Source organism: Loigolactobacillus bifermentans DSM 20003 (genome assembly GCF_001434575.1).
Lineage (GTDB): Bacteria > Bacillota > Bacilli > Lactobacillales > Lactobacillaceae > Loigolactobacillus > Loigolactobacillus bifermentans.
The window spans coordinates 30,277-43,001 of the sequence record NZ_AZDA01000011.1; the positions used below are offsets into that span (position 1 = coordinate 30,277).

The following is a 12,725-nucleotide window of genomic DNA, read 5'->3' on the forward strand; positions in this document are numbered from 1 at the left end:
TCAATTTTATAGCGGCCCACCGACGCCACTGTGCTTTCACAATCGACCATTAACATGTGTCGGCTTAAACTTATCTGAATAGGGCATGGTCTTCCTTTAAAAAAAGAACCCTAGCATGGCAGGCCACACTAAAGTTCTTCAAGTTTAATTGCTTATTCCCATTCTATACTTCACCTTAACAGTATCAGGATGAATCAGCGTGTTTAAGGCGTTTATCGAAACAACTAATAGCAATAAAAAACTAAAAAATCAAATGCGATGTGCCATTTTAGTGCCAGTAGTATTGAGAAATCTAAACTTCAAAACCACAGTTACGGGTAGTCCGATTTATATATTGGTCTACCTTTTTTGTACCCATTTTTTAGTTCAATATTTTTCACTGCTGGCTAAATCTATTTGATCAAAATGGAGGTAATCTACTTGCAAACAGCAACCCGTAAAGTTTCTGTCTGGTTAGCCCTGCTGACCTTGTTCACTTCAATTTTTATGACCCCAATCACAAGTGCTTTTGCCGCTGACATGACCAACATTAAAGCTGGCGACTGGGTATCAACTTGGCATCTCAGTCTATTGAATGGTCTTCATTGGACTGACACCGGTATTTACAAAAAAGTTGTTGATGGCCAAATCACTTTCTGTGTTGAACACGGGATCGATATTGAAAATTCTGGTTCAGGTTGGACACCAACTGATTATTCGGCGGCTGAGAAAGACAAGCTAGCCGAAATTGCGTATTTTGCTTATCAACAAAATCCAACTGACGCCAATTATGGTCTAGCACAAATTATGATCTGGGAAGCCTTAGGTAATGAACTATTGACCACCGACTATCCAGATTATCAAAATAAAAAAGCGGCTGTGCTGGCAAAAGTTGCAGCGTTCAACACCAAGCCATCGTTCAATGATCAAAATATTACCTTAAACGTTGGTGATTCAATCACTTTAACCGACACTAATGGCACTTTGGCTTCATATATTGAACAAACTGCTAATACCGCTAATTTGAACATCACAAAAGCTGGCAATAAATTGACTTTGACTGCCACAGCTAATTCCAAGGAATCTGGTAAGATTTCCTTTGCTAAAGCTAAGGCTGCTAATATTGGTACTTCCCTCCTTTATGGTAAAGGTAATCAACAAAAAATTGCCTATTTCAAACTGCCAAACGGAAATAACTTTGATCTAAACATTAAGGTAAATCTGAATGGTAATTTGAAAGCTAAAAAAGTTGACGCTGATACCAACAAGGCTCTGCCAGGTGCGAAACTCAAATTTGAGTACAATGGTCAAACCAAAGAAGTTACCACTGGCACTGATGGTTACGCCGCTTTAAACGACATCAAGGCCGGTACCCAAGTCAAAGTTTCAGAAGTAACCGCACCTAATGGCTACGTTAATAAAGGTGAAATCAAGACGGCCACGATCGCACCTAATCAAACAATCGAAGTCGTTCTTGGCAACAAAGAACAACTTGGTAATGTAAATCTAACGAAGATTGGCCGCCAATTTGGCACCAATATGTTTAACAAATACTATTCATTAAATGGCGCCATGTATGGCATCTATTCAACCGATGGTAAAAAAGTTGGAACGATCACTACCGATAGTACTGGTAAAGGTGCGCTACAAAATCTAAAACTCGGTAACTACTACGCCGTTGAAGAAAAAGCTCCGGCCGGTTATATTCTTAACAACGAGAAGGTACCTTTTGAGTTGAAATATGCTGGTCAAAATGTCGCGGTCACTGCTACTTCGGTTAAAGCGACCGATGATGAACAATTCGGTACTGCCACTTTGATCAAGGAAGATACTAAAACTGGTAAAACGCCACAAGGCGCTGCATCACTTGATGGTGCTGTCTATGAACTACATCGAGCTTCAAATGATGAACTAGTTGATACCGTTACGATTAAAAACAATCAAGCAAGTGTCGCCAATCTAAAGTTAGACGACTACTACTGGCTCGAAAAAGCAGCGCCAACTGGCTACATTAAAGATACAGAAAAACATGCATTCAAACTGACCTACGCTGGGCAAAATGCGAAAACAGCCACCGTATCAACAACCGTTAAAGAACAAGTCATTACTGGTGGCTTCGACTTAATCAAGATTGGTAACTATGATTGGCACACCGCACTTTCTAGCCATTTAACTGGTAAAGAAAACAAGTCTAATCCACTGGCTAATGTTGAGTTTACAGTCACTAGCAACACAACAAATAAGGTCGTCACAACGGGTACAACCGATAAAGAAGGTTATCTCAAATTTACTGATCTACCCTATGACACTTATACCGTGACGGAAACAAAAACACCAGAAGGCTATAAAACCGCCGATCCATTCAAAGTCACGATTCATCAACAAAACGAGACCCATCATTATTCAGTCGTCAATAATGTATTGGAAGAACGTTTGAAAGTAGTCAAAGCTGACGCCGAATCCGGCAAAACAATTCCGCGTGCCAACGCTGGCTTTAAAATTAAATCACTACAAACTGGTAAATATGTTTCCATGCCTAATCTCAATCATGACGGGACAACAGACACTTTTATGACTAATGAAGAGGGCTACTTGACCACAACTGAGGCACTCCCCTATGGTCAATATGAATTAGTCGAAACACAAGCACCATTAGGCTATGTTCTTGCCAAAGACCCAGCTAAATTTTCGATCACTGGCAAAGATAGTGATGGTATTGTGACCGTCAAATTTACGGATAAGTCGCAAAAAGGTATTGTCACTTTGCATAAAACTGGTGCCACGCCTGTTGAGGTAACTAAACAGTCAACCAAGTACGGCGAACAATACGGTTTTAACTATGACTACACCCCACTGGCCGGTGCCAAGTTTGAATTTACTGCCAGTAAAAATATCACCACCGCTGATGGTACTGTCCACGCCAAAAAGGGTGAGATTGTCGCCACGGCTACGACTGATGCTAACGGACAAATCAAAACCCCACAACTTTATCTCGGTAAATACTCAGTTAAAGAAGTTGCCGCACCAAATGGCTTTATTCTCAATGACAAGCCAATTGATTTTGAATTAAAATACGCTGGTCAAAATGTTGAAGTGACTTCAACTTCTCTCAAAGCGACTAACGATTTTCAGAAATTAAACGTGGTGGTTAACAAGCAAGCTGAACAAATCAAGAGTTGGGATAAAAACAAACCCACGCTTGAAAATAAAGCTGCTAATGGTCAAGTCTTCGGACTGTTCAGTAAAGCCGGCTACAACAAAGGTGACATCAATGTTCCGGCAAAAGCATTAGTCGCAACTGCGACCGTCAAAGATGGTAAAGCAACTTTTGCCGACATTCAATTGCCTGAAGGTAGCTATTATGTGCAAGAACTAGATGCCGGTGAAGCTTATCAGCTTGATGACCAAACTTATGATTTTGAATTTAAGGCAACTGACGACACCACGACTAAGAATTTAACGATCAACGGTGATAAAGACACCCCAATTCTAAATAAATTACACTTCAACGAATTTACCTTTAAGAAAATCAATGAAACCGCCAAGCTAGTTGAAGATAAAGGTTATCAATTCACTTTTGATGGCAACGCCAAAGGTGCAGTGTTTGAATTACTGGATAAGGATAAGAAGGTCATTCAAACCACTACAATTGATGACAAGTCGATTGGTGCCTTCAAGAATGTACCGGTTGGCACCTTCTATTTACGGGAAAAGACTCCTTCCGCGACCAATCTTGTTTTGACTAAGGACTTAACTAAAATTGTTTCAACCAAAACTGGTATCACTGTCTATGATGCTAAAGGTCAATTAATTAGTCAGGATAAAAAACAGGCAGACGAAAAAGCAACAACTGAAACTAAAGAAACCACCAAAAAACCAGAAATTAGTTTCACACTGAAAAATAATTTGATCAAGGGTACTGGTGAATTAACCAAGACTGATGTCAGCAATGGTAAAGTCTTGCCAAACACTGGTATTAAAGTTCTCGATCAAGATGGCAAAACAGTTGTATCAGGTCGGACTAATGACAAGGGTATTTTCAGTTTTGCCAACCTGCCTGCTGGCAAATACCAATTTGTGGAGTATGACGCACCAAAAGGTTACAAGATCAATGAAACACCTGTCGATTTTGAAATCACTAAAGATGGTGAAATCGTCAAGGCGCAAATGAAAGATGAAGCGGTCGATACGCCACTAATTCACCTACCACAAACTGGTGAAGAACGTAATCAATTGTTAAGCGTTATTGGCGTGATTCTACTATTAATCACTAGCTTAATTGTCTGGTGGATTCATCATTCAAGAAAAACTAATGCGGATTTTTATGACGATGAAGATGAAGATGATAACTGGAACAATGAATAGTCTCTCCCATCGGAAAGAGTGATCGTATGCCAAAAGAAAAAATTGATTCTGTTTTTAATTTATCCGAATTTCATCATGACTTTAGAGAATTGATCAATCCAATGTTCCCTACCTCACCAACAGAAGATGAAATTTTAAAAGATGTACTGCAAGAGGCGCAAGCTAATCTAGAAACGTCAATTAGGTTTGAAATTTCAAAAGATGAATGTAAATTAGGCGCCTATATTACCTTTTTGTTCAACTCAGGTTTTATTAATGGTAACAACCCTTTTCTGAGTTATCGTGGTGTACTTCTGGATTAGGTTTCAATAAATACCCAATTTTCATATTTAGGAGGTCAAATGATTTACGTATCTTCCATTAAAATGTCATCCAGTGGTAAACCGAATGTTTTGCTTGAAGGTGAACTCATTCTGAACCATAGTCTGATCATCAACCAAGTACAACTCATTCAAGGACACCATCGTCTGTTCTTAAACTTCCCCCAAGTTCGCAATCAGCGGCTTATCTATCCCCTCAATACTGATCTATATCAATATTTACTCAACCAAGTCATCGAATATTATGCACATTCCAAGTCAGATAGTTAAATTATCTGACTTTTAGTTTGCCTAAAATTCAAGAAAAGAAAGCGAGGACCCAATTATGGATCTTAAATATGTAATTCCCGAAGTACGTGAAACTTTCGGTCAACTCACCTTTGCCGGTAATTTTAGCGAAACTCGCGAAGGCTCCGGTGCCAATCGTAAAGTTGTTTCGCGCACTTATGACCTTTACTCCAATGTTCAACGTGCCGACAACATTCAAGTGACGATCCCAGTGGCAGCCGGTGAAAAAAATGACACGCTCGAACCATTTGATCGGGTTCGATTAATTAATCCACGAATCGCCGCAGTTGGTTATCGGATTGCCGAAGCAGCATTTGTAAATTACACCTGCATGGCTGATGATTTCGTCAAGATTTAGCCACTTATCAAAATTAAAGAAAGAAGGAACCCTATATGCGATTACCAGAAGGCATTAAGCTAGACACACCAAAAACGTTCGGTAAATTATTATTCTCCGCCCAACGCCGTGAAAGATTTATCGAAGACGATGAAGGCAACCAAACAACTAATGTTCGCTCACGTACCTTTGATCTAAAAAGTACAGTACAAGGTCAGATGGTTCAAGTCTCCATTCCGGCCGAAGCTGGGACTAAGAATTTTGAATATGATCAAGAAATAGAACTAGTTAATCCTGAGATCGACACTGTCGCCAATGCGGATTTCCGAGGTGTAACTGTTTCTTGGTATCTCAAAGCATCTGATATTGTATCAGCCAAAAATAACCAATCTAAAACTGGTTCAGTAACCACGGAGAAAAATACAAATGACAAAAAATAACCATCGGAAGTTCTCATCCCAGCGCTCCCCACCGTCTCTATGGCGGTTTAAGTGTTCCCTGGTCATCACAAAAAAGAAGTTAGGAGATTTTTTATGAATGTACTTGTCTGTATTAATGAAATCGGCTTTATGGACGATTTTGTAGCCAATATCAAAGAAAGCTCTGTTAACGAAGCTGAGAGAAAACTTCAGGAAGCTCATGAAATTGCGATTGAATCGCCTGATTCTGGTTTTAGTTTAACAGCTCTATCGGAAGTGACTAAAGATGGTGTTGCTAAAGAATTTACCTTCAAGAGTATGCAGACCGAAGAGGGTCTAACAATGATTTATATTGGCGTAGCTGATGCCGCCTAGTTGATTCTAAAATAATTGAAATGAGGTGATAATTTGAAAGCAATTTTTCACTATCGCGGCACTCAAATCCATCCACGTGATCAGAACCTAGTTTTTCAAACATTGCTAAGTATGATTCTATTCATCTTGCTACCATTGACTATTTTCTTTTATCTGCCGTTACTGTCTAAAATCAACCTCAAAACCGTTTCATGGCCAACAATTCATAGCCTCCCTTGGTCGTTTAGCGGATTGATTATCAGTTCCATCATTACATTTCTGGTTTCATTAATAATCATCTTACTGATATTAATCAGATTTCCCGACCAATACCGCAAATTGATACATCGACAAAAAATTGCGCGAATGTTCATGACGAATAACTGGTATGAGAGTGAGACAAGGAAAAATGATGGCTTTTTTAAAGACTTAGATTTAGGGGGTTCAAAAGAACGAATCTCACGGTTTCCACGAGTTTACTATCGTTTGAAAAATGGTCTGATCCATGTGCAGGTGGAAATTGTAATGAGTCCTTACCAAGATCAACTGATCCATTTGGAAAAGAAACTTGAATCCGGCTTATACTGTGAAATCGTTGATAAAATCCTCCATGATTCATTTGTAGAGTACACGCTACTCTATGATACGATTGGTAATCGAATTTCGATTGAACATGTGAAATGTCAAAAAGGCGCCGTCAACCTTATGAATAATGTTGCTTGGGAATACGATGTTTTGCCCCATATGCTAATCGCTGGCGGCACTGGTGGTGGAAAAACCTATTTTATTCTCACATTGATCCAAGCATTGATTCGCGATGGTAATCAGTTGACCATTCTTGATCCAAAAAATTCCGACCTAGCCGATTTGACCGATGTTATTCCAGATGTTCACTATGAACAAGACGATATGATTGCCGCCGTAGCTCAGTTTTACCAAGAAATGATGGAACGTAATAAAGAGATGAAAAAAATGGCCGGTTACCAAACAGGCAATAACTATGCCGCGCTTGGACTTCCCGCCCATTTTCTAGTCTTTGATGAGTATGTGGCTTTCATGGATATGATCGGACGTGAAGCTGTACAAGTCATGAGTAAGCTTAAACAAATTGTCATGCTTGGCCGTCAATCAGGATTCTTTCTTATCTTGGCCTGCCAGCGCCCTGACGCAAAATATTTAGGTGATGGTATTCGTGATCAGTTTATGTTCCGAGCAGCACTTGGTCGAATGTCGGACCTTGGTTATACCATGATGTTTGGTGAAACCGATAAAGATTTCTTCTTAAAACCCATCAAAGGTCGTGGTTACGTTGATACTGGTATTAGCGTTATTAGTGAGTTTTACACACCACTGGTACCGAAGGGCTATGATTTTCTGGGTGAGATCGATGCTGCCTACCAGAGCAATAACAAAACACTGTAATCGCTTATTCAGGTAGTTATTTATGTTACTCCATACCTGATTTACGGACTAAATCAATCGCTGCATTACACGTAGCTCCAAACTCAATCCCGTGCGCATATTCATTGGGCTTTTGATAAGCAATCCATAATCTTTGAAGACTTGGACTTGTTTTAAGAGCTGTTAATGTTGAAATATAGGTACCTAATTGATTAGTTGTTTCTCTTTTTGCAGAAGTTGCTTGTATTGCCTTTTTTAATACGTCAAACTTTATTTCAGTCTTATCCTGATGATCGAGCAAAAATAAATCGTAAAAATCCTTCAATCGTGTATTAGCATCAGCCCGGCTAACAATCGTCTCCAACTTTTCGGCAATGATGGTTTCAACTGTGTACGCCATAACTTGGACAGTCCGATCCTCAAGTATCATTTTGTGTCCATACTGGATGGCGCGCTCAGTAATCACATCTCCAGTTGATATATCAATCTTAACATCAACTCGTGTGGTATAGATTTGTGCACGGATATGAATCCGGTAACCAGAATACTCATCATCTTCCCTAATTTCGCCAATCCTTACAATTGATAGTTTGATTATATCTTCTGGTAATTCAATGTCACAGATTTCTTGAAACACACTTTTCATTTTATCTTCCGTCACTGGTAAACCAACAATTGAGGTATCAATATCCCGTGTTGAGCGAGTGTCGTTACCAATTAGTGATGCAATCAAGAAGCCACCTTTTAGTACAAGATTTTTTTGGTAAGGCGAATTAGAGATTCTATCAATTAGATCATCCAAAACAATCTCCTGCAACATAATTTGTGGTGTGATTTTTCTTTCTTTTGCTAACTTTCTGATTCTAGCCAAAAATTGCTTCTGGTTAGTAAATTCAAGTTTCACAGTAGGGCCTCCATATACGTTCTAATTTCTTCTTCTACCTTAAATGTTCTTGCGTACGCCATTAATTGGCGGAGATTCTTTTCTTTCCGATGGGCGTAACTATTCATTGCTTGTTTAATCGTCTCGGCATCAGACCTATCTCGCGTTCGCAGGATATCACACAAGGTGCGCTCAACATCGTAAACCTTAACTAGGTGTCCACCGGGAGTTTTAGTTGTTGTTATACCAATTTCATAAAGATCCTTTTTTTGTCGATAAATCTTGATTGGTGCATCGGTTTTTGTACTGTACGCGTATGGCAACGGAAAGTTCATCTCATAGGTACTTGGCGTTCGATCAATCATTCCATAAAGGAATAATGCCGTATCTTTAAAGAAAACACCTTTTGAAAGGCTATATTGTATCGCAGCAATATCGTCACCAAATTCAAGTGGATCAATATAAACACCCGGTGCTAATCTTTCAAGCTGTCCATGAGCATACATGTTGCGCAGCACTCTAGGTGAGATACCCATTGAATTAGCAGTTTTAGATGTAATTTGACCACCGTTTTTGTTCAAGTACTCAATGATCTCATCTTGTTGGCTCATTATTCCACCTCAATTCAAAAAAATCCGCTTTCTACTCAAATTATAACATATAGTGAGTAAAAAACGGATAAATTATTTTGGCTTTCATTGACTCTTTCGCTTGCCATACTTTGCTAGAATATCTGCAATGCTATATTCCTTTAGAATGAGCCTATTTTCTAATAATAACTTATGCAGGAGATTATTTTTATTTTCTTGCCTTGAAGTCTTAATATACCGAGTTAATAAACCATTAATTCTATTGAGGCTTTCAGTTTCAATAGAAAGTGACTGATCTCGACCAGGGTAATCCGTGTACCAGTACTCTATAATAACATCACTATTGTATATATCAGCTGTATCGAAAATTGTTCGAAAATATGAGTCGTCAGCTTTTGATAAACTGTGACCTAGGATTACGATTTTATCAACGTTATAATCAAGCCTAACTCTTTTCTTATCAGGAACACATTTTGATAAAACAGTATTCAACTCTGATAGACGAAAGGTCTTAGTGAATGGTGCCATAAAGTCTGTAAATTCTGGATAGTCGAGAATTACTTGATAATCAAATCCAATAATGATTCCAGAATTTTCTTCTGGGACCAACGATTCATTTTCTATTGATCCATGTATGTTTAGTTGATTCCCACAGTAAAGGCTCTTAGATTCCTTCAGTGCAGGTCGAGAATAGTTAAAATTAAGTATTTGAACTTGTTGATTTTGCTGGGTTTCATTGAGAACAGAATACATCAAAGCGTTTGATGCATCTTGATAGTTAAGTCCACTGTTTAGAAGTTTTCCTTGGCGTTCAGCAATGAACTTTGAAAACTCGGATTCCCAAATATTAATGTCTCGTATTAATACGGGTTGAAGAGAATAAAAACTAGGAAATATCCCGGGAATTTGCAGATCTTTTTCAGGATCACTGATATTATCCATTTTTATAGTCTGTGAGGTCTTAACATCACCAGTATGCAAAAAATACGGATTAAAAAGGTCCAATCGAGATGACTTTTCTGTATAAAATTTATTCACTCGATACAACAATAGTAATTGCCAAAAATAACCATTACTCACATGATCTAAGTTGTCAGGAGTAATAGCCAACAATTTATTAAGGTTAACAACTAGCTCAGCATCCAGACCATCCGTATTTCTTAATAGAAATTCATCACGTGATAATACAATGCCCACTTCATCCATTGCCGAAATGATTTTCTCTTCGTCTTCCTTTTTGGATTCAATACCTCTACCAGAAATTAATCCCAAAAAATCTTGATTATATATTACATCAAGGACGGAATCTTTTAAAAATTTTTCAAAGTTCCACCAATCCCAATTGTCATTTTGTTCTTGTTTTCCCCATCCACCATAGGTATGGGTCTCCAGAGCAAGATCAATTATTGTCCAATCTGAAAGTTTAACATTTTCTAACTGTTTACGGCGATAAATACCAAATTCTTTGAAGGTTGATTGCATACCAAGTGCTAAATCAAAACCATTTCCTATAATGAATAATGTTTTTTTCTCGGCCATAACATTCGCCTCACCTAATTTTATAATATATAGTAAAAATTGTAACACTTTTTTTGATATAACAATAACCTTAGACTGATTCGCCCCGCCGTGCTGTGCAGCGCGAAAAGCGCGAGCGGAGGCGGCGGTCGGCGCAAGCCGGCCGCATCAACCCCCGGTATGTAACACGGGGGTAGAAAACTGATACGTCACGGCCGAAAATAGCGTAGAAACGTTGCCGTAACTACAACTTAATAGCTTTACCTAAAGACGACCAGCTTGTGTAAGGTCGCCTTTTTGTATTTTGAAAAGAAAGGAGTTGATTCAATGCCGATTTGGCGTGAACAAATACGGACTAAGCGTAAGCAACTGAATATCACGCAAACAACTTTAGCTCGACGCATCGGGATTACAGTGAGACACGTCCAACGTTTAGAAAACGGCACGCGGAGTCCAAGTAGTTCTTTACAAATGCAAATTGACTATGTATTAGCTCACTGGGGTGAAGATCCAGAATTAACACTCAATTTTGATTATGTGCGTATTCGCTTCCCCACTCATGATGTGGAGACCTTGATTGAAAAGGTGCTCAATCTAAAAATGGATTTCATGCTATTCAATGACTGGGGATTATATGGTTATTCCACTAGCTATGTTTTTAGCAATATCCAAGTGATGGCTTCTACCCCAACCGAAAAAATTGGTACACTATTAGAACTTAAAGGCCAAGGGTGCCGTGAGTTTGAAGGAGTCCTATTGGCTAATGATGAAACTTGGTTTGACTTTTTTCGAAGGTGTTTAGAACTTAAAGCCGTTTTTAAACGAATTGATTTAGCTATTAATGATCACGCTGGTCTCCTCAGTATTCCTGAACTCATTACCAAATGTGAGAAAAATGAATGTATTTCGGTAATGCGTCGATTTGAAGGCCTAAAATCTGGTGCCATGACTGATGAACAAGCCGAAGATCATGGTGCGAGTTTATACGTTGGTTCGATGAAAAGTGATATTTACTTCTGTATCTATGAAAAAGAAGCGGAACAACAACATAAGTTTGGTACTGACTATCAAACGGTCGGAATCAAAAACCGCTTTGAAATACGTTTGAAAAATGATCGCGCCAAGATAGCTATTGAAGATTTACTTGCCTATCGTGATGTTGAGCGAACTGCTTTTGGCATTATTACTCGCTATATTCGTTTTGTTAATCGAGGCAAAAATAAAGATCGGGCTAAATGGCCGCTTAATCCAACCTGGACAGTTTTTTGTGGCAAAGGTAGGCAGCCACTACGACTGACCCTTGATCCCGAGCCCTTTGATCTTCGCCGCACTCGCGCTTGGATAAAAAAGCAAGTTGCTCCAACCCTTAAAGTTCTGCTGAACATTGACGGCTATAACGGTAATAACAGCACGATGGCTATAATCAAGAACACCGAATTAAAGCAAAAGCATCAAACGATACTTGAACAACAAACCCTTGGTATTAGTGAAGTTGGAGGTGATTATTTTGAAAACGACCAAGGAACTGAATAAGCCACTTGCCACCTTTCCCGCTGGAATCAAAGACTATATTTTCAATGTTTATTACTACCGATTACAATTGGTCGGTGTTATCGAAGATCCCAATTTTCTACAATTACATGAACTAGATAAGTATCTAACGCCAACCAGCTATATTGATTGGCGTTTTTCTGTGCATTGGCCGGCGCCGATTTTAGACGTGTACGGTAATCCAATTAAAAGCGAAGAGTTATTGCAATTGCTCTATCAGGTCTCGGCTAAAACCGGTTGGCCGCTACTAACCATTAAATCTTCCCGCAAATATTTTTGAATTTTGAGGTATCATCATGAAATTTTTAGACCTATTTTCTGGCATTGGTGGTTTTAGGCTTGGGATGGAACAAGCCGGGCACACTTGTGTTGGCTATTGCGAAATAGATAAATTTTCGCGTAAAAGCTACGAAGCAATTTTTGATATCAAAGGAGAATGGACTGCCCATGACATCACAACAGTTAGAATTACTGAACTTCCAACCGCAGATATTTGGTGCTTCGGATTTCCATGCCAAGACATCAGCCTTGCTGGAAAATTGCGAGGATTCACCACAGGCCATCGTTCAAGTCTGTTCTTCACAGTTACAAACCTTATTAAGCAGCTACCCGATAATCGCCGACCCACAATTCTATTTATTGAGAACGTTAAAAACCTTCTTAGTCCTGAATTATGCATATGCATCAAATTGATTGGCCAAATTATCAGTTTTACGTAAT

General features: G+C 38.9%; 12 protein-coding genes. 9 read left to right on the forward strand and 3 right to left on the reverse strand.

All coding sequences use genetic code 11. The features are described 5' to 3' along the window. The first annotated feature begins 420 nt into the window (after positions 1-420). The 6 genes from FC07_RS02270 to FC07_RS02300 all read left to right on the forward strand — a co-directional run bounded on the left by FC07_RS02270 (position 421) and on the right by FC07_RS02300 (position 7,484). Positions 421-4,344, forward strand: coding sequence for a SpaA isopeptide-forming pilin-related protein (locus tag FC07_RS02270; RefSeq protein ID WP_083483167.1), 3,924 nt, complete (start codon positions 421-423; stop codon positions 4,342-4,344). A gap of 26 nt (positions 4,345-4,370) precedes the next feature. Continuing rightward, positions 4,371-4,646: a hypothetical protein gene (locus FC07_RS02275; RefSeq protein ID WP_010581082.1), complete on the forward strand. Its 276-nt coding sequence runs from the start codon at positions 4,371-4,373 to the stop codon at positions 4,644-4,646. Between the two features lie 343 nt (positions 4,647-4,989). After that, complete coding sequence (locus FC07_RS02285; RefSeq protein ID WP_010581080.1) at positions 4,990-5,310, forward strand: DUF961 family protein; 321 nt, start codon at positions 4,990-4,992, stop codon at positions 5,308-5,310. 35 nt (positions 5,311-5,345) lie between these two features. Next, on the forward strand, positions 5,346-5,729 hold the full coding sequence (locus FC07_RS02290; RefSeq protein WP_057903507.1) for a YdcP family protein: 384 nt from the start codon (positions 5,346-5,348) through the stop codon (positions 5,727-5,729). Between the two features lie 93 nt (positions 5,730-5,822). After that, positions 5,823-6,083: a hypothetical protein gene (locus FC07_RS02295; RefSeq protein ID WP_010581078.1), complete on the forward strand. Its 261-nt coding sequence runs from the start codon at positions 5,823-5,825 to the stop codon at positions 6,081-6,083. 33 nt (positions 6,084-6,116) lie between these two features. Beyond that, positions 6,117-7,484 (forward strand): FtsK/SpoIIIE domain-containing protein, encoded by a 1,368-nt coding sequence (locus tag FC07_RS02300; RefSeq protein WP_010581077.1) that lies wholly within the window; start codon positions 6,117-6,119, stop codon positions 7,482-7,484. A gap of 25 nt (positions 7,485-7,509) precedes the next feature. On the opposite strand, the gene FC07_RS02305 is transcribed toward FC07_RS02300, so the two are convergent. The 3 genes from FC07_RS02305 to FC07_RS02315 all read right to left on the reverse strand — a co-directional run bounded on the left by FC07_RS02305 (position 7,510) and on the right by FC07_RS02315 (position 10,475). Next, positions 7,510-8,367: a nucleotidyl transferase AbiEii/AbiGii toxin family protein gene (locus FC07_RS02305; protein WP_010581076.1), complete on the reverse strand. Its 858-nt coding sequence runs from the start codon at positions 8,365-8,367 to the stop codon at positions 7,510-7,512. Beyond that, positions 8,364-8,957 (reverse strand): type IV toxin-antitoxin system AbiEi family antitoxin domain-containing protein, encoded by a 594-nt coding sequence (locus FC07_RS02310; RefSeq protein WP_057903508.1) that lies wholly within the window; start codon positions 8,955-8,957, stop codon positions 8,364-8,366. The genes FC07_RS02305 and FC07_RS02310 overlap by 4 nt, the downstream gene beginning before the upstream one ends. 84 nt (positions 8,958-9,041) lie before the next feature. Beyond that, a complete protein-coding gene (locus FC07_RS02315; RefSeq protein WP_057903509.1) occupies positions 9,042-10,475 on the reverse strand; it encodes an AbiH family protein in 1,434 nt (477 codons plus the stop codon). A gap of 306 nt (positions 10,476-10,781) precedes the next feature. Between FC07_RS02315 and FC07_RS02320 the strand changes: the two genes are divergently transcribed. Genes FC07_RS02320 through FC07_RS02330 form a run of 3 tightly spaced genes read left to right on the forward strand, consistent with a single transcriptional unit; the run spans position 10,782 to position 12,724 of the window. Beyond that, positions 10,782-11,987: a replication initiation factor domain-containing protein gene (locus FC07_RS02320; protein WP_057736520.1), complete on the forward strand. Its 1,206-nt coding sequence runs from the start codon at positions 10,782-10,784 to the stop codon at positions 11,985-11,987. Continuing rightward, entirely contained in the window at positions 11,953-12,285 is a 333-nt protein-coding gene (locus FC07_RS02325) for a hypothetical protein (protein ID WP_375711519.1), read from the forward strand. The genes FC07_RS02320 and FC07_RS02325 overlap by 35 nt, the downstream gene beginning before the upstream one ends. A gap of 16 nt (positions 12,286-12,301) precedes the next feature. Further along, positions 12,302-12,724 (forward strand): DNA cytosine methyltransferase, encoded by a 423-nt coding sequence (locus FC07_RS02330; protein WP_083483168.1) that lies wholly within the window; start codon positions 12,302-12,304, stop codon positions 12,722-12,724. The last annotated feature ends 1 nt before the right edge of the window (position 12,725 follow it).

Excerpts from the sequence above, each read along its gene's own strand:
- FC07_RS02275 (WP_010581082.1), top strand. The coding sequence starts at position 4,371 with ATGCCAAAAGAAAAAATTGATTCTGTTTTTAATTTATCCGAATTTCAT.
- FC07_RS02285 (WP_010581080.1), top strand. The coding sequence starts at position 4,990 with ATGGATCTTAAATATGTAATTCCCGAAGTACGTGAAACTTTCGGTCAA.
- FC07_RS02290 (WP_057903507.1), top strand. The coding sequence starts at position 5,346 with ATGCGATTACCAGAAGGCATTAAGCTAGACACACCAAAAACGTTCGGT.
- FC07_RS02295 (WP_010581078.1), top strand. The coding sequence starts at position 5,823 with ATGAATGTACTTGTCTGTATTAATGAAATCGGCTTTATGGACGATTTT.
- FC07_RS02310 (WP_057903508.1), bottom strand. The coding sequence starts at position 8,957 with ATGAGCCAACAAGATGAGATCATTGAGTACTTGAACAAAAACGGTGGT.
- FC07_RS02315 (WP_057903509.1), bottom strand. The coding sequence starts at position 10,475 with ATGGCCGAGAAAAAAACATTATTCATTATAGGAAATGGTTTTGATTTA.
- FC07_RS02320 (WP_057736520.1), top strand. The coding sequence starts at position 10,782 with ATGCCGATTTGGCGTGAACAAATACGGACTAAGCGTAAGCAACTGAAT.
- FC07_RS02330 (WP_083483168.1), top strand. The coding sequence starts at position 12,302 with ATGAAATTTTTAGACCTATTTTCTGGCATTGGTGGTTTTAGGCTTGGG.